The sequence below is a fragment of the Sinorhizobium sp. Y406 genome (assembly GCF_058732025.1).
Genome location: NZ_CM178974.1, coordinates 2847580 through 2869146, shown reverse-complemented (window position 1 = coordinate 2869146; position 21567 = coordinate 2847580). Strand labels below are relative to the sequence as shown.

Here is a 21567-nt window from a genome sequence, read left to right as displayed (position 1 = left end):
TGCGTTTCGTTCGCTGTAAATTTATCCGAAGACCGGAATGCGCTATTGTGGCTGTAAAGGGATGCTGCTCATGAAGAAATTCCACGAGATACTCCTTTTAATCGGACAGCTGAACTACACGTGGACCAACACGGAAAGTCTGCTCATCTACCTGATTGCGGGCCTTGCGAAGGTGGACAAGGAAACCGCCATCGTCATCTTTTTGACGCTGAATACGACGCGCGCCCGTCTCGAGCTCGTCGAACGGCTCGCCAAATTGGAAAAGACGCCGCTTGCTCGGCGGCAGGAGATTCTCGCAGTGACACAGCAGCTTGGCCGGCAGGGCAAACTCAGGAACAAGTACAGCCACTGCATCTATTCCTTCGACGAAACCGGAGACCAGGCGAGCACTCAGCTGATGAGCATTTTCGACAGCAAGGACACGATCAAATACGGCAAGATCGAACAGATTGACGATTCGGAGATCGCCAGGATCAACGAGGCGATCGAGCAGATCATGAGGATCAACAAGGAAATCTGGGCTATCGTCGAGCGATATTCATTTCCCCGTTGAGGAGAGGCTTTTCTTACACTGTGGAGAAACGGAGGAAGGAGCCAGCACCGAAACCCCTTCATCTTCATAGGTTTTTTTGGCGCTGGCTCTCACTCAGATGAACTATCGATATTCATCTGCGGGTGTTTCGATACTCTCTGTATTTTGTTCAATATAAATTTCACGGTTAGGGATATTCCGCTAATGCATTAGGTGTTGATAATTGATAGTCATACACTTTGTCATACGAACGCAATATAAATAGTTTCCAAACCTACGCTGAACCTTGTCCGGAGACGCATATAACTCCATGCGACCGGTACAGTGTGATCCGGAATGGGGAGAAGTGGAAGATACCAATTATGGTTAGTCCCAGCCGTCACTTGGCGGATGAGGGCATCCGGGATGGGGGCAGCACAGCCGGATATTGCTTCCGAGGAAGCGGTCGTCTTGTCCAGCGAAGCGAGTCGTCCTTACCCCTTCGGACTGTCCGGCCATTAAGGCGATGTTAACATTGTGAATCCGAGGCTGCATGCCCGTAAGATGGAATTGCCTGTCGAGTCTCAACCTAAGCGGGATTTTTCGATGATGGGTCGTCGGGTCTCGACATCCGCCCGCCGGAAGACCGGAAGCATACATGCCTGCCGAGGCCGTGATGCGCCGCCGCTAGCCCCTTTGGAGTATAAAGTGGTTCAGGTCGAAGGGGAGACGGCGGCCTGTGCTCCTCATTCCGAGGTACAGGGTTGCGATAAGCGCAACCTGACATACCCTCTAGAATGCCCGGGTCCCCGCTTGGCGCGAAAAGGACGGACACGCCCACGGCCGCGCAGACTTGACATCAGCTCGACTCACCCAGAATTGGTGCAAATCGGGACTATTTGGACGGGAATGGGGCCGAATCTAACCCTTTTGGGCTGTTTCTTATCCCCCATATTTACGATACATTAGCCATCATGAAGTTTTTTCGTGGTTAGTGACTTCGCATTTTTGATCGAAAACATTTTCAGACAGGGCGCTCCAATACCCTTAAGAAGATAGGGGGAATGCCCAAGGAGGGGATAATGTATCGTACCGGCTCCAGTTTGAGCGAATTTGAGGACAACAACAGGGTTTTAGCGAAGAAAGCGAAGATCGTAATGCTCGCCAGGGCGGATCTGCTCGCCGAATGTCTGACGCAGGCGATCAGCACCCGGTTCCAGGGGAATGAAGTTGTGAGCCTTTCGGAGGCCGACAGCCTGCTCGATGGCAATCTCGACGATGTGGCGCTGATTATGCTCTACCGCCTACCGGCGAGCACGTTTCCATCGGTCATCAGGACGATCCACGAGTTCCATCCGCGGGCCTCGATCGGGCTCGTCGTCGAGAATGCGGACGAGGTCGATTCATCGATCGCCGGCTTTGTCGACGAGGGGCTGATCCATGGCGTCCTGCCCTTGAACCTCCATCTGGACGTCTGCCTGACCGCCATCGATTTGCTGATGAAGGGCGGCGAGCATTTTCCGGCCGCCCTGCTGCGTCGGCTGGCGCCGCGGTCGGAGACAGGCAGTGCCACGCCTGCCCAGCGCGAGGCATGCGCCGAGGCCATGCCCCCGGCACAGAGGAGCGATGTCGGCAGAGGTCTGCTGACAAGCCGGGAGGTCCAGATCCTCGATCTGATCTGCATGGGCACGCAGAACAAGATCATTGCCGACCGACTCGGCCTGTCGGAGAACACCGTCAAGGTTCATGTCCGTAACATCTACAAGAAGATGAACGTGCGAAACCGGACAGAAGCGGCGTCCCGCTACTTCAGGCATGACGGCGATGCGGGCCCGCCCCGCTGGCGCAACTGACGGTCTCGATGGCTGCATGGACGCCGCGCATCTGGTCGGACACGCGGCGTCTTTGCAATTGAGCGAGTGGCATGCAGCAAATTCAAAGAGTTACGCCGATCTTTGTGCTCCTGAAATGACGCGCGGGTTGTAGCGCGTCTACGCACGCCGCTGCAGGGCGCCGCGGCGGATCTGATCGGCTTCGATCGATTCAAACAACGCCCGGAAGTTTCCCTCGCCAAAACCCTCGTCGCCTTTACGCTGGATAAATTCGAAGAAGATCGGGCCGATGACCGTGCGCGAGAAGATCTGCAGCAGGATCTTCGTCATGCCGCCGTCGATCACGCCCTCGCCATCGATCAGGATACCGTGCTTCTTCATCCGCTCGATCGGTTCCTCATGGCCGTGCACACGCTCGTGCGACATCTCATAGTAGGTGTCCGGCGGCCCGGGCATGAATTTGAGGCCGTTTGCCGCGAGCTTGTCCGTTGCGTCGTAGATCGCCTCGGTACCGACGGCGATGTGCTGGATGCCTTCGCCTTTGTATTTCTTCAAGTATTCCTCGATCTGGCTGGTTTCGTCCTTCGACTCGTTCAGCGGAATGCGGATCTTGCCACAAGGTGAAGTGATCGCCCGACTGAGCAAGCCGGTAATGCGGCCGTCGATGTCGAAGAAGTGGATCTGCTTGAAGTTGAAGAGCTCTCGGTAGAAGGCCCACCACTTGTCCATGTTGCCGCGATAGACGTTATGGGTCAGGTGGTCGAGATAGTAGAAGCCGACGCCCTCCGGCCTCGGATCGCGTTCACCGACCCATTCGAACTCGGCATCATAGGCCGAGCCTTTCGCGCCATAGCTGTCGATGAAATAGAGAAGTGAGCCGCCGATGCCGACGATTGCCGGGACATCGAGGGTCTTGTCGCTGCCCTCATAGGCTTCGGCACCGTTCGACACCGCATGTTCGAAAGCCTGCTTGGCGTCAACGACGCGCCACGCCATGGACGGTGCACAGGGGCCGTGCTTGTCGACGAAGCGCATCGCATGCGAACCGGGCTCGGCATTCAGGATGTAATTGATGTCGCCCTGCCGCCACACGGTGATGTTCTTCGCCCGGTGCCGTGCGACGGGGGTGTAGCCCATGCGCGCGAAAAGCTCCACGAGTTTTTCCGGCTCCGGATGGGCGAATTCGACGAACTCGAAGCCGTCCGTTCCGGCGGGGTTGTCCGCCGAGATCGTTGCGGGCGGGGCGTCATGCGGAAACGGGCCCATCGAAAGTCTCCTCTCAATCCTCGAGAACTTTTGCCGGAGTATGCCGCAGATGCGATGCATGATGCTTGTATTCTTGCAGGGTTTTGGCGAAACTGTGCACGAATTGTGCGTGCATGGGCATGAGGACGCATGCAATGGAGCAACTCGACGGCTTTGATCTCAAGATACTTAGCGCGTTGCAGCGGGACGGGCATCTGACCAATAACGAGTTGTCCGAGCGGATCGCGCTATCACCGTCGCAATGTTCGCGGCGGCGCTCGCGGCTGGAGGCGGAAGGCTATATCACCGGCTATCAGGCGCAGATCGACCGGCAGAAGCTGGGGCTCGACCTGATGGTGGTGATCTCGGTGACGCTCGCCACCCACAATCGCGACAATGCCAAGCGGTTCGCCAAGCTGATTTCCGGGCTGCCGGAGGTGCTGGAGGCCTATGCGCTGACTGGCGAGATGGATTATCACCTGCGCGTCGTAACACCCGACCTTGCCGGGTTGTCGCGCTTCGTCAACGATGTGCTCTTGCCGCATGACAGCGTCCAGCACGTCAAGACCTCGATCGTGCTCGAGACTTTGAAGAGCTTCGAGGGGCTGCCGATCCCGGAGCGCGTGCGGGGATAGGTTCATCCGGCCGCGGGCGACTTTCCCACGGCCGTTGCCTGAAAATTCGACGGCACACCCGGAAACAAGTGACTTTCCGCAACGAACCATGACATGCTGCAATGGTTCGCGCCGGTCGGAGCGGATCAACAGAACATCTCGGGAAACACCATGAAACTCGCGACGCTGAAAGATTCCACCCGCGACGGCAGGCTCGTCGTGGTCTCGAAAGACCTCACCCGTTGCTCGGAAGTCGGGCATATCGCCCGCACGCTGCAGGCGGCCCTCGACGACTGGGCGCATGCTGGGCCGCGGCTGGCGCGTGTCGCCGACGGTATAGAGACCGGCTCCCAGCCGACCATGCGTTTCCACGAGCACGATGCCGCCTCGCCCTTGCCGCGGGCGTTCCACTGGGCCGACGGCTCCGCCTATGTCAACCACGTCGAACTGGTCAGGAAGGCGCGCAACGCGGAGATGCCGGCAAGCTTCTGGAACGATCCGCTGATCTATCAGGGCGGATCCGACGGCTTCCTCGGGCCGCGCGACCCGATCCTCATGGCGGATGAGGCCTGGGGCATCGATATGGAGGGCGAGGTCGCGGTGATCGTCGACGATGTGCCGATGGGCGCGACGGTTGAGGAGGCGCGCGAGGCGATCCGTCTTGTCATGCTCGTCAACGACGTTTCGCTGCGCGGACTCATTCCGGCCGAGCTCGCCAAGGGATTCGGCTTCTACCAATCGAAGCCGTCTTCCGCCTTCTCGCCGGTCGCCGTGACGCCGGACGAATTGCGCGAGGCGTGGGACGGCGGCAAGCTGCATTTGCCGCTTCGCGTCGATCTCAACGGCAGGCCCTTCGGTCGAGCCAATGCCGGCATCGATATGACCTTCGATTTCCCGCAACTGATCGCCCATGCGGCCCGCACCCGCCCGCTCACGTCCGGCACGATCATCGGCTCGGGGACCGTGTCCAACAAACTCGACGGCGGGCCGGGCAGACCGGTGTCGGAGGGGGGCGTCGGTTATTCCTGCCTCGCGGAGCTGCGCATGATCGAAACGATCGAGAGCGGCGCACCGAAGACGCATTTCCTGAAGTTCGGCGACGTCGTCAGGATCGAGATGAAAGACGCGAGCGGCCATTCGATCTTCGGCGCCATCGAGCAGAAGGTGGAGAAGTACGAGCGCTGATAGCGAGACGGGAGGCGACCCGGATCCAGGAGACCGGTCTCTACGACTACTGGCGCTCGTCCGCGAGCTATAGGCGCTGTAGGACGTCGTTTTCTACGGTTGCCGGCGGATCGTCGCCATCGATGCCCGTTGCGCAGAGATCGAGGCCTTCGCCAAAACGCATCCCGACCGGGTAAAAGCCCTGAATGTCTCACTTCTGAGAGCCGGAGAGAGCGTGGCCCGTTCCGTCCAGCCGATGTCGCGAATGGATCGGCGGGTCTCGAAGCGCCAGGGTAGTTTCGCATGAACGGCCCGAGGGGCCGGATACCGCATCAGAATGAGAGACCACCGATGAAAAGCTACGTGCTGACCGTCACCTGCAAATCTACCCGCGGCATCGTTGCCGCCGTTACCGGCGGTCTCGCGGAAAAAGGCTGTTACATCAGCGACAGCTCACAATTCAACGACCTTGAAACCGGGCTTTTCTTCCTGCGCGTCTCTTTCATCAGCCAGGCTGGCGCTAAGCTCGAAGAGCTGCGCGAAGCCTTCGCTCCGGCGGTCGAGCGGTTCGGCATGACAATGGAGATCCGCGATTCGGAAGAGCGGATGAAGGTGCTCTTGATGGTCTCGCGGTTCGGCCATTGCCTGAACGACCTGCTCTATCGCTGGAAGATCGGCGCGCTGCCGATCGACATCGTCGGCGTCGTCTCCAACCACTTCGATTACCAGAAGGTCATCGCCAACCACGACATCCCCTTCCACTGCATCAAGGTAACGAAGGAGAACAAGCCGAGGGCCGAAGCACAGCTGATGGAGATCGTCGAGCAGACCGGCGCCGAGCTGATCGTGCTCGCCCGCTACATGCAGGTGCTGTCGGATGCGCTGTGCAAGAAAATGTCGGGCAGGATCATCAACATCCATCACTCCTTCCTGCCGTCGTTCAAGGGCGCCAACCCCTACAAGCAGGCCTATGAGCGCGGCGTCAAGCTGATCGGCGCGACGGCGCACTACGTCACCGCCGATCTCGACGAGGGCCCGATCATCGAGCAGGACATCGCCCGCATCACCCATGCGCAGTCGGCCGAGGACTATGTCTCGATCGGCCGCGACGTCGAGAGCCAGGTGCTGGCCCGCGCCATACACGCCCATATTCATCGCCGCACCCTCATCAACGGCAACCGCGTCGTCGTCTTCCCGCCGAGCCCGGGCTCCTACGCGTCGGAACGGATGGGCTAATCTGCGGCTATCCCGCCGGCGGCCCACAAGGGCGCGGATGGCGTTGCCTTACTGCATTCGGCGGTTATAGTCGGTCGAGAGTGTTGACGATGAGATGCGGGTATTTGCCCCTCACCCTAAGCCTCTCCCTGCGTGCGGGGAGAGGGGACGAGTCGGCGCCCTCCGCTTCGTTTTCACCTGACGATCCGTGCTGCTGGGGGACGAGCCGGTGCCACATGTCCCTTCTCCCCGCCTGCGGGGAGAAGGTGGCGGCAGGCGGATGAGGGGCGCTCATTCCGCAGCCTCGACGGTCGCACTCCGGGGCCAAGGCCGACCGATATTCGGCGAAATGGGAGGATATGATGAGCAATCGCGATCCGGTGGTTATCGTGTCGGCGGCGCGCACGCCGATGGGCGCGTTCCAAGGAGGGCTCAAGGATCTGACAGCGCCGGAGCTCGGGTCGGCAGCGTTGAAGGCGGCGCTGGATCGCGCCAGCCTCGATAAGGTCGACGAAGTGCTGATGGGTAATGTCCTGCCCGCCGGCGTCGGACAGAATCCTGCCCGGCAGGCGGCACTCGGCGCCGGCCTCGGACAGGAGACACCCTCGACAACCGTTTCCAAGGTCTGCGGCTCGGGCATGAAGGCCCTGATGCTCGGCAATGACGCGCTTGTCTCCGGCAGCGCCACGGTCCTTGCCGTTGGCGGAATGGAGTCGATGACGAACGCGCCTTATCTCCTGCCGAAGGCCCGCGGCGGTTTTCGGCTTGGCCACGGCGAGATCAAGGACCACATGTTTTTGGACGGGCTGGAGGACGCCTATTCCGGACGACTGATGGGCACCTACGCCGAGGATACGGCCCAGCATTACCAATTCTCGCGGGCAGACCAGGACGCTTTCGCACTCCGCTCGCTCGAGCGGGCGCTGAAGGCGGCGGAAGACAAATCCTTTGCCGACGAAATCGTGACGATCGTCGATGGCGGCAAGCGCAAGAGCGCCAATCTCGATCGCGACGAGCAGCCGGTGAAGGCCGATCCGGCGAAGATACCGAAGCTGAAGCCAGCCTTCCGCGACCGCGGCAGCGTCACGGCGGCCAATTCCTCCTCGATCTCCGATGGTGCGGCTGCGCTGATCCTGATGCGTGCGAGCGAGGCGGAGAAGCGCGGGCTGACGCCGCTTGCGATCGTCGCTGGCCATGCGGGCCATGCACAGGAGCCCGCCTGGTTCACCACGGCGCCGATCGGCGCCATCGACAAGCTCTTCGACCAGCTCGGCTGGGAGAAGGGGAGCGTCGGGCTCTACGAAATCAACGAAGCCTTTGCCGTCGTCGCCATGGCGGCGATCCGCGACCTCGGTCTCTCCGACGACATCGTCAACATCCATGGCGGCGCCTGCGCCCTCGGCCACCCGATAGGCGCCTCCGGTGCGCGCATCGTCGTGACGCTTCTCCATGCAATGCGAAAAAACGGCGTGAAGCGCGGCATCGCCTCCCTCTGCATCGGCGGCGGCGAAGCGACGGCGGTCGGGCTGGAGTTGGTGCAGTAGCGCTCGTCGTGCCTCGACCCTGCAACTGGGGCTTTGGAAGAAGCGGTATTGGGAAATGTGCGGGCGCGGCATCGCCCCTTCTCCCCGCCTGCGGGGGAAAAGGTCGCGGTCCACCCTCCGCAGTTGCTGCGGAGGACGGGCATCGGGATGAGGGACAACCTGCACCACATCTCAAATATGCAGCGCGTGCCCCAAGGCTTTGAAGGCCGCCTCCTGGAAGGCCTCCGATTGGGTCGGGTGGGCATGGATGGTGCCGGCGACGTCTTCCAATCGCGCGCCCATCTCGATTGCCAGCGCGAAGGCAGCGGAGAGTTCCGAGACGGCATGGCCGACGGCGTGGATACCGAGGACGAGGTGGTTGTCGGCGCGGGCGACGACGCGCACGAATCCGTCCTCGGCGAGGGTCGTCATGGCGCGGCCGTTCGCCTGGAAGGGGAATTGGCCGATCCTGACCTCGATGCCGGCCGCGCGTGCCTCCTCCAGTGAGAGACCGGCGCTGACGATTTCCGGGTCGGTGAAGCAGACGGCGGGGATGCACCGCTTGTCCCAGCTTCGCTTCTGCCCGGCGACGATCTCGGCAACCATTTCCCCCTGCGCCATGGCACGGTGCGCGAGCATCGGCTCGCCGGTCACGTCGCCGATCGCATAGATGCCGCGCATGGACGTGCGGCACTGGTCGTCGATGCGGATGAAGCGGCCGGAGCGGTCGAGATCGATCTCCTGGATCCCCCAGCCCTCCGTCACCGGCCCGCGACCGACGGTGACCAATACCTTTTTTGCCGGAACTTCGAAGGCCCGCCCGTTTTCCTCGGCCAGAAGACCGCGCTTGTCGGCCGAGAGGCGCTTCGCGGTGGTGCGGGTGAAAACCTCCATGCCGAGTTCGCCGAGCCGCTTCATTACCGGCCTTGAAAGTTCGGCGTCGTACTGCGGCAGGATGCGGTCCATCGCTTCGAGCACGGTCACTTTCGAGCCAAGTTTGGCAAAAGCGGTCCCGAGTTCGAGGCCGATATAGCCGCCGCCGATGACCGCGAGCGTCTCGGGCAATTCAACCAGAGCCAAAGCCTCGGTGGAAGAGATGACGCTGCCGCCGAAGGGCAGGTCCGGAAGCTCCACCGGCGCCGAGCCGGTGGCGATGACGACCGCTTCGGCGCGGATGCGCTGCTGGCCCGTTTCCGTCTCGACATCGACCGTCTTGCCGTCGACGAAGCGTGCTTCTCCAAATACAGCCTTCACGCCCGCCTTCTTCAGGAGCCCGGTAACCCCGCTGTTCAGGCGCCCGACGATGCCGTCCTTCCAGGCGACGGTTTGCTTGAGGTTAATCGCCGGTGCGCTCAAGGATAGCCCGAGCGGACTTCTCCCGGAGGCGGCGGCATGAAGCTTGTGATACTCCTCGGCGGCGTGGATCAGCGCCTTCGACGGAATGCACCCGACATTGAGACAAGTGCCGCCCGCCTTCGCCCTTTCGACAATCACCGTGTCGACGCCGAGCTGCCCGGCGCGGATGGCGCAGACATAGCCGCCGGGACCGGCGCCGAGCACCAGGAGCTTGCAGGAGATTTCCTTCATTGCGAGATCATCCCTCCACGAAAATCAGCGCCGGGGTTTCGAGCAGCGTCTTCAGTCGCTGGACGAAGGTGGCGGCGTCCCATCCATCGATGACGCGGTGGTCGAAGCTCGACGAAAGATTCATCATCTTGCGCGGCACGAATTGCGCCCCGTCCCAGACCGGGCGGGTCGCCATCTTGTTGACGCCGACGATCGCCGCCTCCGGATGGTTGATCACCGGCGTCGAGACGATGCCGCCAAGCGCGCCGAGCGAGGAAATCGTGATCGTCGAGCCGGTCAGTTCATCGCGCGTCGCGGTGCCGGTGCGGGCGGCTTCCGCCAGCCGATTGAGTTCCGCCGCGCAGTCCCAGATGCCGCGCGCCTCCGCGTGGCGCACGACCGGCACCGTCAGGCCGGCGGGGGTCTGCGTGGCAATGCCGATATGGACGGCCGCGTGGCGATGGATGACGCCGGCATGGTCGTCGAAAGTGGCGTTGATGCCGGGCTGCTCGGACACTGCCTTGACCAGCGCCCGCATCAGGAAGGGCAGGATTGTCAGCTTCGGCTGGTCGGGTTTGCGGTCGCGGTTCATCGTCGTCCGCAGATCCTCCAGTGCCGTCATGTCCACCTCTTCCACATAGGTGATGTGGGGGATCCGTGAGGTGGAGAGCGACATCTTCTCAGCAATCCGCCGCCGCAGACCGGCGATCTTGACCTCCTCGACTGCCGTCTTCCGGACGAGCCCGATCTGCGCTGGCAGCGGGCCCGGCCCGCGGCTGATGAAGAGATCGAGATCCTCGTGGGTGATCCGGCCGGCAGGTCCCGTGCCGGCGACCTGCCTGAGATCGATACCGCTTTCCTTGGCGCGCAGGCGCACGGCCGGGGAGGCAAGCGGTTTGGCTGAAACATCCGGCGCCTGGCGCGGCCTTGGCGCTTCCCCGCTCGCGCTCCTGCCCGGTTCCGGGCGCGCATTCTCCTTGATCGGCGTGGGGGCCGCCGCCACCGGCTCCTCCAACACGGCTTCGGCAAGCGCCTCGGGAATGCTGTCCGGCGGGGGCTCGCCGGTTTCGCCGGCCGTTTCGATCCTGACGAGCGGCGCCTTGACCGGAACCGTGTCGCCCACATGAGCTCCGAGCCAAATTACCTTGCCGGATACTGGTGAGGGGATTTCGACCGTCGCCTTGTCGGTCATGACGGCGGCCAGCACCATGTCTTCGCGCACCGGATCGCCAGGCTTCACATGCCATTCGACAAGTTCCGCCTCGGCGACGCCTTCACCGACGTCCGGCATTTTCAGAACGAATTCTCCCATAGCCTCACGCCTCCATCGCTTCAGCAAGCGCACGGCCGACGCGCGCCGGCCCGGGGAAATAGTCCCATTCCTGGGCATGTGGATAAGGGGTGTCCCAGCCGGTCACCCGTACGACCGGCGCTTCGAGCTGGTAGAAGCAATGCTCCTGGACGAGGGCGACCAGCTCGCCGCCGAAGCCCGAGGTCAGCGTCGCCTCGTGCACGACGACGCAGCGCCCAGTCCGGGTGACGGAATCGACGATCGTCTCGAGATCGAGCGGCAACAGACTGCGCAGGTCGATCACTTCTGCGTCGATGCCGGTCTCCTCGGCTGCCGCAAGCGCCACATGCACCATGGTGCCGTAGGCGAGCACGGTTACCGCCGAGCCATTGCGGCGAATTTCCGCCTTGCCGATGGGGATCGTGTAGTGCCCTTCCGGCACTTCGCCAAGTTCGTGCTTTGACCAAGGGGTTACCGGGCGCTCGTGATGGCCGTCGAAGGGGCCGTTATAGAGCCGCTTCGGCTCCAGGAAGATGATCGGATCCGGATCCTCGATGGCCGAGATCAGCAGGCCTTTGGCGTCATAAGGATTTGACGGCACGATGACCTTGAGGCCGCAGACGTGGGTGAAGAGTGCCTCCGGGCTCTGGCTGTGCGTCTGACCGCCGAAGATGCCGCCGCCGGTCGGCATTCGCACGACGATCGGGCAGGTGAAGTCGCCGTTCGAACGATAGCGGATGCGGGCTGCTTCCTGCGTCAGTTGATCGTAGGCGGGGTACATGTAGTCGGCGAACTGGATCTCGACGCAGGGCTTCAGGCCGTAAGCCGCCATGCCGATGGCGCTGCCGACGATGCCGGATTCGCTGATCGGTGCATCGAAACAGCGAGTGTTGCCGTATTTCGCCTGAAGCCCCTGAGTGCAGCGAAACACGCCGCCGAAATAACCGACATCCTCGCCGAAGACGACGACGTCCTCGTCGCGTCCCATCGACACGTCCATGGCACTGCGCACCGCTTCAATCATCGTCATTCTGGCCATGTCAGTACCCCGCCTTCTGCCGCTGTCGGCGGATGTGCGGCGGCATCACCGCGTAGACGCCTTCGAAGATGTCGCGCACCGAGGGCCTGCCGCCGGCATGGAGCGTGCCATGGCTTTCCGCCTGCTTCTGCGCCTGGATCACTTCGTCCATGATCTCGGCTTCCGCCTGTAGGTGTCGCTCTTCCGACCAGACTCCGCGAACGATCAGGTGCTTCTTCAACCGCAGAACCGGATCGCCAAGGGGCCAGGCTTCCGACTCGGTCTTCGGCCGATAGGCGCTCGGGTCATCCGACGTCGAATGGGCGCCGACGCGGTAGGTCACATATTCGATCAGCGTCGGCCCGAGATTTCTCCGGGCGCGTTCCGCTGCCCAGCGCGCCACCGCATAGACGGCAAGATAGTCGTTGCCGTCGACGCGCAGCGCCGGAATGCCGAAGCCCAGACCCCGGGCGGCGAAAGTGCCGGATCCGCCCCGCGCAATTCCCTGGAAGGTCGAGATCGCCCACTGGTTGTTGACGATGTTAAGGATGACGGGTGCCTTGTAAGTCGAGGCGAACACAAGAGCGGAATGGAAGTCCGATTCGGCCGTCGAGCCGTCGCCGATCCAGCCCGCCGCGATGCGGGTGTCGCGCTTGATGGCGGACGCCATCGCCCAGCCGACAGCCTGGACGAACTGCGTGGCAAGGTTCCCGGATATGGTGAAGAAGCCATGCTCTTTCGAAGTGTAGAGAACCGGCAGCTGCCGGCCATGGCAGGGATCGCTCTCGTTCGAGAATATCTGGTTCATCATCTCGACCATGGGGTAGTCGTCGGCGATCAGGAGCCCCGCCTGTCGATAAGTGGGAAAGTTCATGTCGCCCTTGCGCAGCGCCTTGCGGAAGGCGCAGCTTACCGCCTCCTCGCCGAGATGCTGCATGTAGAAGGACGTTTTGCCCTGGCGCTGCGCCATCACCATTCGCGCGTCGAAGGCTCGCAGCATCATCATGTGCCGGAGGCCGGTCAGCAGTTCCTCGTCTGACAGGAGACCGGCCCAAGGCCCGACCGCTTCCCCTTCGCGGTTGAGAACGCGGATGATGGAGAAGGCCAGATCGCGGATCGTCTCCGGGTCGACATCGACCTCGGGTCGCGGGACCGTGCCCGCTTTCGGTATCCTCACAGTGGAAAAATCGGGTTCGTCGCCCGGCCGAACCGCCGGCTCGGGGACATGCAGGCTCAATCGGCTGAATTCATCCATGCGGGTTCCGGCCTCCTTTCCGGATTGCGCATCGCGCGTCAGCCACTCGCTGGAGCCGATTCTCGTGGATCTTGCGGCGCGGATGACGGCAACGGTTTGTGGGCGGTCCTCCGTGCCCGCACTGCCAAACCGCCAACAACCCTCGTTCTCCCAAAGGGTTATGATGACAGACTGCCACGAGTTCGGGGTGAGATGAAGGACTTTCGACGAGGTGCCCGCCTCCGGCGCGAAGAAAGACAGATTCGTACCGGCAAACCGCTCAGACCGTTCGGCGGGCCGATACACAGCCAGTCGGCTGCGCAATTTTCTTTCGCGACGATGACGGCTGAGGGAATATGTCTTTTGTCTATAAAAATACAATTAGCCGCTTGACAGCTGGCAGGTGCCGATGTCTGCTGGCGCGACGTGCATCCGGATAGGGCGAGGCGGAAAATGAGCGGAAGTCTGGCAGGCAAGCGTGCGGTGATCACGGCCGCGGCACAGGGTATCGGCCGTGCGACGGCCGAGGCTTTCAGCCGGGAAGGTGCGTCGGTCGTCGCGACGGACATCAACGAGGAGAAGCTAGGCGAAGTCGCGGCTCAGGGTATCGACGTGGCGCGGCTCGACGTGTTGAGTGGCGAAGCGATCAGCGAGTTTGCGGCGCGGACGGGTGCGATCGACATCCTCTTCAACTGCGCCGGATTTGTCCATGCGGGCACGATCCTTGAAGTGGCGGAGAAAGATTACGACTTTGCCTTCGATCTCAATGTCAAATCGATGTATCGGATGATCCGCGCTTTCCTGCCGGGCATGGTCGAGAAGGGCGGCGGCTCCATCATCAACATGTCGTCGGTTGCCGGCGTGCCAATGGGCGTGCCGAACCGCTTCGCCTACTCCGCCAGCAAGGCGGCGGTCATCGGCCTCACCAAATCGGTGGCGATCGACTTCATCGGCAAGGGCATCCGGTGCAACGCCATCGCGCCTGGCACGGTGCAGTCGCCCTCGCTCGAGGAACGCATGCGCGCGCAGGGCAATTACGAGGAAGCGCGTAGCGCCTTCATTGCCCGCCAGCCGATGGGCCGCCTCGGCACCCCCGAGGAGATCGCGGCCCTCGCGGTCTATCTCGCGAGCGACGCCGCGGCCTACACGACCGGCCATGTCCATGTCATCGACGGCGGCATGAGCCTCTGACGGCGGGACTTTTCGAGGGTCGCTGCAGCCATTATGCTCGAGCGCATGTCCAGAGCCGATAACGGGCTTCGCCCCATTCTACGCATCGATTTTCCACCCGAAGACCGCCTCGGGCGCGGAAAGATCATGCTTCTGGAGCTTATCCGCGAAACCGGGTCGATCTCGGCCGCCGGCCGGGCGATGGACATGTCCTACCGGCGCGCCTGGCTGCTGGTCGACGCGCTCAACCGCATGTTCAAGGAGCCAGCCGTCGAGTCCCAACGGGGCGGAAAGCAGGGCGGCGGTGCCGCGCTCACCGCCTTCGGCGAGGCGCTGGTCGACCGCTTCCGGGCGATGGAAGCCAGGATGGGGGCGGCGCTCGCCGATGATCTCGCCTGGCTGGAGGCGGCGCGCGTCGGGGATGTTCCGCGGGCCGAAGAAACTCAGCCGCGGCGCTGAGCACGACTGCATGTTTTCGCAAATCGATCTCGGTTCGGGGACAAGGACACGCAGCGTTGAAGGTCGCTGTAACAAGGCGCCCGGCCGGGGAACCGAGATTGGGATTCGACGCCCGGCCTAGTCGATCAACCGGTTATTCGACCGGTATCATGAGGTGCTGGTACGGCGTTCCCGCCCACATCACCCATGGCTTCGACCGGTCGGGATTCTCGCCTGGCTGGGGATAGTCGGCCGGTATCTCCGGCAGGCTGAAGATCATGACATGCGGGGGTTCTTGCGCCAGTTCCCCGCCTTCCGGCGCGGCGGCAAAGGGATCGACGTTGCTCGGTGTGGCTCCGCCCGCCAACATGTAACCGAAGCCGACCTTTCCCTTTGGCGGTTCGGTCTTGTTCATCCAGGCCTGCGCCCACTCCATGGCATTCTTGTCGAGGCACATCGGATTGTTGCCGGGCCCCGGGTCGTCGGCGATGCAGGTGAAGTTGTTGGTACCTTCCTTTAGTGTTCTCATCTTGCCGTCTGCGTCCATAGCCATGATCGTGGCATCGCGCGCCACGGCCTCGGGCGCAGCCGACATCGCATTCTTGATCAGTTCCTCGTCGCTCATATCCGCCGACAGGGCCGTTGCCGCGAGGCCGAGTCCGGAAAGGCCGGCAGCAAGCGAAATCATCCACAAACGCATGTCACTCCTCCCATTCGAGCTGGTCGGCGCGAGCGCTCGCGAGTTCGGTTGGCCGCCCGCACAACGAACGCACCAAAACATGATTATACGCTCGCAGCGGTCACCTCTGCTAGTGTCCGGAGGCACTTCAATAGTCGAGCGCGACGGTCTTGATGACCGCGTGCACCGGCGTTCCCGGCAGAAGCCCGAGCGCCTCGCGCGAAAGGGTTGTGATGCGGGCGAGGAGGGTGTTGCCGCCGCAGTCGAGGCGGACGTCGAGGCTGCCCTCATGGGCTGGCGACAGGCCGATGATCGTCCCCGGCAGCACGTTGAGGGCGCTGATCCCCTGCGGCCGCGTCGTGGCCAGCATGACGTCGCGGGCGGCGATGTAGAGTCGAAGGCGGTGCCCGGGCGCCGCGACGACGTGGGGAACACGGAAGAGGCATTCGCCGGCGCGCACGAGCGTCAGCTTGTGCGCCTCGTCGTGGAGTTCGACCAGACCTTCGATCAACGCGCCCGCCTCCTTTCTGGCGATCGCATGCGTGTCGGTCGACCGGCTGAGAATGACGGCTGCTTCGCCGGATGCCTGAACCCGGCCGTCATCGATGACGACCACGCGCTGGGCCAACCGCGCCACTTCCGCGACGGAGTGGCTGACATAGACGATCGGAATCCTGGTTTCGTCGCGGAGTCGCTCCAGATAGGGCAGGATTTCCGCCTTGCGCGCCTCGTCAAGCGCGGCGAGCGGTTCGTCCATCAGCAGGAGGCGCGGCGCGGCAAGCAGGGCCCGACCGAGCGCGACCCGTTGGCGCTCGCCGCCCGAGAGCGTCGAGGGGCTGCGGTCGAGCAGGTGCCCGACGCCGAGCATCTCGACGACTTTAGTGAATTCGGATGCGGACTTGCCTGCGCCGTTGAGCCAGCGGCCGTAGACGAGATTGCTGCGGACGGTCAGATGCGGAAACAGGCGCGCCTCCTGGAACACGTAGCCAAAGCGGCGCCGGTGGACAGGCGTGAAGAGCTTGCGCGCACTGTCGGCGATCACGTCGCCATCAAGGACGATGCGGCCGCCATCGGGGCGCAGGAGCCCGGCGATGATGTTGACGATCGTGGTCTTGCCGGATCCGGAGCGCCCAAACAGAGCCGTCACGCCGCCGTCCGAAAGAAAAGCGGCGTCGATCTTGAAAGTGCCGATCCGATGGCGCGCCTCGACCTCCAGGCTCATGTCAAGACCGTCCGTCGCGCCGCGGCTGCTGCAAGGGTTTCCGACAATACCAGTGCTGCCATCGAGAGGACGATCGAGATGATCGTAAGGCGCATGGCGCCGGCATCGCCGCCCGGCACCTGCGTAAAGGTGTAGATGGCGACGGCAAGCGTCTGCGTTTCGCCGGGTATATTCGAGACGAAGGTGATCGTGGCTCCAAACTCGCCCATCGCCTTGGCGAAGGAGAGGACCATGCCGGCGACGATGCCGGGCAGGATCAAGGGCAGCGTCACCGTCAGGAAGATCCAGGCGGGGCCGGCGCCGAGCGTGGCGGCTGCATCCTCGAGCTTGCGGTCGACCGCTTCGATCGACAGCCGCATGCTACGCACCATCAGCGGAAAACCCATGACGGCGCAGGCGAGCGCCGCACCGGTCCAACGGAACGAAAAGACAAGCCCGACATGCTCCGCCAAAAAGGCACCGATCGGACCGCGGCGGCCGAAGAGCAGCAGCAGCACGAAGCCGGTGACGACAGGCGGCAGGATCAGCGGCATGTGCACCAGGCCGTTGAGGACCGACTTGCCCCAGAAGCGGCCACGCGCAAGGACGATGGCAGTCAGAAGCGCGAGCGGCAGGCTCGAAAGCATCGCGACGGTTGCGACGCGCAGGCTCAGCCGGACGGCCATCCATTCTGCCTCGCTTAGCGCCACCCAATCCAAATCGATGCTCTCCTGTTTGACTGCTGCGCGGTGCCATTCGAACTCCCACGGCGCGGCCTTGGATGTTTTTGGCCAGGGGCGGTGGCGCAAGCCTATTCCAGCACGGTGAAGCCTTGTGCCTGAAAGAAAGGCGCGGCCTCTGGCGATCTGACGAAGTCGAGATAGGCAGCCGCATCCGGGCTCGCGCTGTCGGCGGTGATCGCGATCGGATAGATGATTGGGGGATGGCTGTCTTCCGGGAAAGTCCCGACCATTTCCACACCGGGATCGGCCGCCGCGTCGGTCTGATAAACGATGCCATAGGGCGCTTCGCCGCGCGAAACGAGCAGAAGGGCGGCGCGCACGCTTTCAGAGCCGGCGACCCTGTCGGAAACCATCGGCCAGAGGCCGAGATTTTCGAGCGCCGCCTTGCCGTATTTGCCGGCGGGGACCGAATCGACCGCGCCCATGGCCAGGCGCCCATTACCGAGGAGGCCGGCGAGGTCGAGGCCGGCCTTGATGTCCACCGGGCCGGCGTCCGCGTTGGCGGAAACGAGGACGAGCCGATTGCCGAGCAGGTTTGATCGGCTATCGGCCTTGATGAGGTTCTTCTCGGCCAGATAATCCATCCAGGCAAGATCGGCCGAGATGAAGATATCGGCCGGCGCTCCCTGTTCGATCTGCTTGGCGAGCGCAGAGCTCGCCGCATAGGAAGCGGTCACGTCACCCTCCGTTAGCCTCTTCCATTCGGCATTGACCGCATCGAGCGCGCTCTTCAGGCTCGCCGCAGCGAATATCGTCACCCTCTCGGCCGCGCTGACTGGGGTGAAGCCCGCGCCGGAGAGAACAAGACCAAGCGCCAGCGCCAGTCTCGTTAACCAGTCCCTGCGTCCCATCATCAGTATCCTTGCTCTGTGTCCCGCGATATTCCTGAGTATATAACGCTCCGTCTTCTGTTAGCGCTATATCGGGAGAAATACAATGCTCGTGGATGAGGCAAGCAAAGCAGTGAACCGACGCGGTAAAATTGCGGGTGAATGCTTGTGCCGGGTGCCAACGTGGCTAAATTCTTGGGCCGAACGAGGAGTTGGGCGCCCATGGATGCGACGATCAAGCTGGAAGAAAGCTGGAAGGCGGCCTTGGCGCCGGAGTTCCGGCATGGCTATATGGCCGATCTCAAGCGCTTCCTCATTGAGCAGAGGCACCAAGGCCGACAGATATTCCCGAAGGGCAGCGAGTATTTCCGGGCGCTCGACCTGACACCGCTCGGCCGGGTGCGGGTGGTCATCCTCGGTCAGGACCCCTACCACGGCGAGGGCCAGGCGCATGGGCTCTGCTTCAGCGTCCTACCCGGCGTGCGCATCCCGCCATCGCTCGTCAATATCTATAAGGAACTCGAGGTCGACCTCGGTATTCCGCCGGCGCGGCACGGCTTCCTCGAAAGCTGGGCGCGCCAGGGCGTGCTCCTCCTGAACGCGGTGCTGACGGTCGAACGCGGCCGGGCGGCTTCGCATCAGGGCCGGGGCTGGGAGCGCTTCACCGACGCGGTCATTCGCATCATCAATGACCAGCAACAGCCCGTCGTCTTCATGCTCTGGGGTTCCTATGCTCAGAAGAAGGCAGCCTTCGTCGATCGCTCCCGCCACCTCGTCCTGACGGCGCCGCATCCCTCGCCGCTCTCGGCGCATTCCGGCTTCTTCGGCTGCCGGCATTTCTCGAAGGCCAATGCCTTTCTGACCGCGAAGGCACTCGATCCGATCGATTGGCGGCTGCCGGACAATCCGCCCCTCAGAGCTGATCCGTAACGGGGCGTCCCGTTCTGGCGCTCCCATGCGCCCTTCTGTCGCGGCCGGGCTTGCGTCGGCAGCCCGGATCCGCCAAAGACCGACGGGCGTACAAGCGGGAGAGACGGCATGCGGCATATCCTGATCATCGGTATCGGCGCGGGCAATCCCGAACACATCACCGTCCAGGCGATCAATGCGCTGAACCGGGCCGACGTGCTCTTCATCCCCACCAAGGGCGCGAAGAAGGCGGAGCTTGCCGAAGTGCGCCGCGATATTTGCGCCCTCTATGTCACCCGGCCTGACAGCCGCACGGTCGAGTTCGCCGTGCCGGTGCGCCGCACCGAAGGGCGGAGTTACACGGAAAGCGTCGACGAGTGGCATGCCAGCATCGCGGTGACCTATGAGGAACTGCTCGAACGCGAACTCTCGGAGGGGCAGATCGGCGCTTTCCTCGTCTGGGGCGATCCCATGCTCTACGACAGCACGATCCGCATCGTCGAACGGGTGCGGATGCGGGGACGTGTCCCATTCGGTTTCGATGTCATTCCGGGCATCACCAGTCTGCAGGCGCTCTGCGCCAGCCACCGCATTCCCCTCAACCTCGTCGGAAAACCGGTCGAGATCACCACCGGCCGCCAGCTTGTCGAGAGTTTTCCGGAGAAAACCGCGACGGCGGCGGTGATGCTCGACGGGGAACAGGCGTTCCACAAGATCGAGGACCCTGAGGCGGAAATCTATTGGGGCGCCTATCTCGGCACTCCGGACGAGATCGTCATCTCCGGGCGCCTTGATGAGGTAAAGGATGAAATCCTGAGGACGCGCGCGGAGGCGCGGGAGCGTATGGGCTGGATCATGGATATCTATCTCCTGCGCAGGGGCGCCGATTTCGACGACTGACGAGGCAGCGCGCGCGGGGGTCGCTATTGCCGCGCGTTTGATCTCTCTCAAGGCGCGGGCCTGTGATATAGGGTCGATCAAAGGCACAATGGCGGAGATGCCGGGGCGCAGCCTCGGGGGGAGATTGACTGGAGCGATGACGAACTATGCCGTGACCAAGCCGAACCCCTCGCTGCGCCGCGGCGCATGTCCGTCGCTGGCAAGCCCGATGCAGACCGGCGACGGTCTGCTGGTGCGCCTGCGTCCCGCCGGCTCGCTCGCGCCGACGGATATGCGCAAGATCGCGACGCTCGCGGGGCGCTTCGGCAATGGCCTCATCGAGGTGACGGCCCGCGGCAACCTGCAAATTCGCGGGCTGACGGCCTTGGCCGTTGCGCCGCTCGCCTCGGCTATTGCCGAAGCCGGGATTGCGATTTCCGACGGCGTCACGCTGGAGATGCCGCCGCTTGCCGGTTTCGATCCGGAGGAAATCGCCGATCCACGGCCGCTTGGCGCTCAATTGCGCGCGGCGATCGCCAATCACCAGCCGGCGCTGGCGCTCGCGCCGAAATTGTCGATCGTCGTCGATGGCGGCGGGCGCTTCCATTTAAAGGAGGTTTCCGGCGACCTGCGGCTCGACGCACTCGACGGAGAGGGTGGCGGCCGCTGGCGGCTGTCGGTCGGCGGCACGGTCCGCTCGGCGCGTCCGGTCGCTCTGCTCGCATCCGAGCAGAGCCTTCCTGCGGTCATGGAGGTCCTCGCGGAACTGAACTCCCTTGGACCAAGCGCGCGGGGCCGCGATCTCGACGCTGATCGCATCCGGCAGCGCCTGCCCGATGCGGCATCGACGGCGGTGCTCGACGGGCATGCGCCCTGGCTGCCGGCGGGCATCCACGACTTCGGCGACGGCCGCATCGTGCTCGGCCTCGGTCTTGCCTATGGGCAGGCGGAGGCGAGCACACTCATCGCTTTGATGAACGGGGCGGAGGAGATGGGCGCGACGGAGATACGGCTTTCGCCGCGGCATGGCTTGCTGGTGCTTGGTCTGTCCCGTGAAGCGGCAACCCGTGTGCAAGGCCTGGCGTCCACCCAGGGCCTGCTGGTCTCGCCCGATGATCCGCGCAACCATATCGCCGCCTGCGCCGGCCGCGCCTGCGCCTCTGCGCTGATGGACACGAAAGCGGTGGCAAGGCTCTTGGCGGAGGCGGGCGGCGACCTGCTCGACGGCTCGCTCGCGGTCCACCTGTCGGGCTGTGCCAAGGGGTGCGCGAGGCCGACGGCCTCTCCGTTGACACTCGTCGGTGCGCCATCAGGATATGCGCTTGTCGTAAATGGTACGGCTTCCGTCGCGCCGAGCGCCTACACGAATGAAAATGGAATAGGGTCGGCGCTGGCGCGTCTCAATGGGCTGGTGCGGGAGAACAAAGGCGCTGGCGAATCGGCACGCTCCTGTCTTACCCGGCTCGGGAGCGGGCCGATCGCCGCAGCGTTTGAACAGGGATAGC

20 protein-coding genes are annotated in these 21567 nt (G+C 63.2%); 11 read left to right on the top strand and 9 right to left on the bottom strand.

Features of this window, described 5'->3' with window-relative positions; all coding sequences use genetic code 11:
- The first annotated feature begins 70 nt into the window (after window positions 1-70).
- Window positions 71-553, top strand: coding sequence for a hypothetical protein (locus tag AC4P1R_RS13675; protein WP_192803718.1), 483 nt, complete (start codon window positions 71-73; stop codon window positions 551-553).
- Window positions 554-1593: 1040 nt separating this feature from the next.
- The gene (locus AC4P1R_RS13670) at window positions 1594-2364 is read left to right on the top strand and encodes a helix-turn-helix transcriptional regulator (protein WP_069459023.1); all 771 of its coding nucleotides are present in this window, start codon (window positions 1594-1596) and stop codon (window positions 2362-2364) included.
- 138 nt (window positions 2365-2502) lie between these two features.
- Here the strand turns inward: AC4P1R_RS13670 and hppD are convergent, their stop codons facing one another.
- On the bottom strand, window positions 2503-3609 hold the full coding sequence (gene hppD, locus AC4P1R_RS13665; RefSeq protein ID WP_069459024.1) for a 4-hydroxyphenylpyruvate dioxygenase: 1107 nt from the start codon (window positions 3607-3609) through the stop codon (window positions 2503-2505).
- Window positions 3610-3743: 134 nt separating this feature from the next.
- Between hppD and AC4P1R_RS13660 the strand changes: the two genes are divergently transcribed.
- From AC4P1R_RS13660 to AC4P1R_RS13645, 4 genes are all read left to right on the top strand, one after another.
- Window positions 3744-4223: an Lrp/AsnC family transcriptional regulator gene (locus AC4P1R_RS13660; RefSeq protein ID WP_069459025.1), complete on the top strand. Its 480-nt coding sequence runs from the start codon at window positions 3744-3746 to the stop codon at window positions 4221-4223.
- Window positions 4224-4373: 150 nt separating this feature from the next.
- Window positions 4374-5387 carry a fumarylacetoacetate hydrolase family protein gene (locus AC4P1R_RS13655; protein WP_069459295.1) on the top strand — a complete coding sequence of 338 codons (1014 nt, stop codon included), beginning with the start codon at window positions 4374-4376 and terminating at the stop codon, window positions 5385-5387.
- 330 nt (window positions 5388-5717) lie between these two features.
- Window positions 5718-6602 carry a formyltetrahydrofolate deformylase gene (gene purU, locus AC4P1R_RS13650; RefSeq protein ID WP_069459026.1) on the top strand — a complete coding sequence of 295 codons (885 nt, stop codon included), beginning with the start codon at window positions 5718-5720 and terminating at the stop codon, window positions 6600-6602.
- Between the two features lie 341 nt (window positions 6603-6943).
- Window positions 6944-8125 carry an acetyl-CoA C-acyltransferase gene (locus tag AC4P1R_RS13645; protein WP_069459296.1) on the top strand — a complete coding sequence of 394 codons (1182 nt, stop codon included), beginning with the start codon at window positions 6944-6946 and terminating at the stop codon, window positions 8123-8125.
- Window positions 8126-8296: 171 nt separating this feature from the next.
- Here the strand turns inward: AC4P1R_RS13645 and lpdA are convergent, their stop codons facing one another.
- The 4 genes from lpdA to AC4P1R_RS13625 are packed head-to-tail and all read right to left on the bottom strand — an operon-like array spanning window position 8297 to window position 13234.
- Entirely contained in the window at window positions 8297-9691 is a 1395-nt protein-coding gene (gene lpdA, locus AC4P1R_RS13640; RefSeq protein WP_151611628.1) for a dihydrolipoyl dehydrogenase, read from the bottom strand.
- Between the two features lie 7 nt (window positions 9692-9698).
- Entirely contained in the window at window positions 9699-10982 is a 1284-nt protein-coding gene (locus AC4P1R_RS13635; protein ID WP_151611627.1) for a dihydrolipoamide acetyltransferase family protein, read from the bottom strand.
- A gap of 4 nt (window positions 10983-10986) precedes the next feature.
- Window positions 10987-12000 (bottom strand): alpha-ketoacid dehydrogenase subunit beta, encoded by a 1014-nt coding sequence (locus AC4P1R_RS13630; protein WP_151611626.1) that lies wholly within the window; start codon window positions 11998-12000, stop codon window positions 10987-10989.
- A 1-nt stretch (window position 12001) separates the two neighbouring features.
- On the bottom strand, window positions 12002-13234 hold the full coding sequence (locus tag AC4P1R_RS13625; RefSeq protein WP_069459297.1) for a 3-methyl-2-oxobutanoate dehydrogenase (2-methylpropanoyl-transferring) subunit alpha: 1233 nt from the start codon (window positions 13232-13234) through the stop codon (window positions 12002-12004).
- Window positions 13235-13666: 432 nt separating this feature from the next.
- Here AC4P1R_RS13625 and AC4P1R_RS13620 point away from each other — a divergent pair, with 432 nt between their 5' ends.
- A complete protein-coding gene (locus tag AC4P1R_RS13620) occupies window positions 13667-14404 on the top strand; it encodes an SDR family oxidoreductase (RefSeq protein ID WP_069459030.1) in 738 nt (245 codons plus the stop codon).
- A gap of 45 nt (window positions 14405-14449) precedes the next feature.
- Window positions 14450-14842 carry a winged helix-turn-helix domain-containing protein gene (locus AC4P1R_RS13615; RefSeq protein ID WP_069459298.1) on the top strand — a complete coding sequence of 131 codons (393 nt, stop codon included), beginning with the start codon at window positions 14450-14452 and terminating at the stop codon, window positions 14840-14842.
- A 133-nt stretch (window positions 14843-14975) separates the two neighbouring features.
- On the opposite strand, the gene AC4P1R_RS13610 is transcribed toward AC4P1R_RS13615, so the two are convergent.
- The 4 genes from AC4P1R_RS13610 to modA all read right to left on the bottom strand — a co-directional run bounded on the left by AC4P1R_RS13610 (window position 14976) and on the right by modA (window position 18298).
- Window positions 14976-15521, bottom strand: coding sequence for a hypothetical protein (locus tag AC4P1R_RS13610; RefSeq protein ID WP_069459031.1), 546 nt, complete (start codon window positions 15519-15521; stop codon window positions 14976-14978).
- A 127-nt stretch (window positions 15522-15648) separates the two neighbouring features.
- Complete coding sequence (modC, locus tag AC4P1R_RS13605) at window positions 15649-16722, bottom strand: molybdenum ABC transporter ATP-binding protein (RefSeq protein WP_069459032.1); 1074 nt, start codon at window positions 16720-16722, stop codon at window positions 15649-15651.
- Window positions 16719-17387: a molybdate ABC transporter permease subunit gene (gene modB, locus AC4P1R_RS13600; protein WP_492177084.1), complete on the bottom strand. Its 669-nt coding sequence runs from the start codon at window positions 17385-17387 to the stop codon at window positions 16719-16721. The genes modC and modB overlap by 4 nt, the downstream gene beginning before the upstream one ends.
- 125 nt (window positions 17388-17512) lie before the next feature.
- Complete coding sequence (gene modA / locus AC4P1R_RS13595) at window positions 17513-18298, bottom strand: molybdate ABC transporter substrate-binding protein (RefSeq protein ID WP_151611624.1); 786 nt, start codon at window positions 18296-18298, stop codon at window positions 17513-17515.
- 198 nt (window positions 18299-18496) lie between these two features.
- Here modA and ung point away from each other — a divergent pair, with 198 nt between their 5' ends.
- The 3 genes from ung to cobG all read left to right on the top strand — a co-directional run bounded on the left by ung (window position 18497) and on the right by cobG (window position 21566).
- Window positions 18497-19204, top strand: coding sequence for a uracil-DNA glycosylase (ung, locus tag AC4P1R_RS13590; RefSeq protein WP_069459034.1), 708 nt, complete (start codon window positions 18497-18499; stop codon window positions 19202-19204).
- 108 nt (window positions 19205-19312) lie between these two features.
- Window positions 19313-20083, top strand: a complete 771-nt coding sequence (gene cobF / locus AC4P1R_RS13585; RefSeq protein ID WP_151611623.1) for a precorrin-6A synthase (deacetylating) — start codon at window positions 19313-19315, stop codon at window positions 20081-20083.
- A gap of 136 nt (window positions 20084-20219) precedes the next feature.
- Window positions 20220-21566, top strand: coding sequence for a precorrin-3B synthase (gene cobG, locus AC4P1R_RS13580; protein WP_069459036.1), 1347 nt, complete (start codon window positions 20220-20222; stop codon window positions 21564-21566).
- Window position 21567 lies beyond the last annotated feature (1 nt).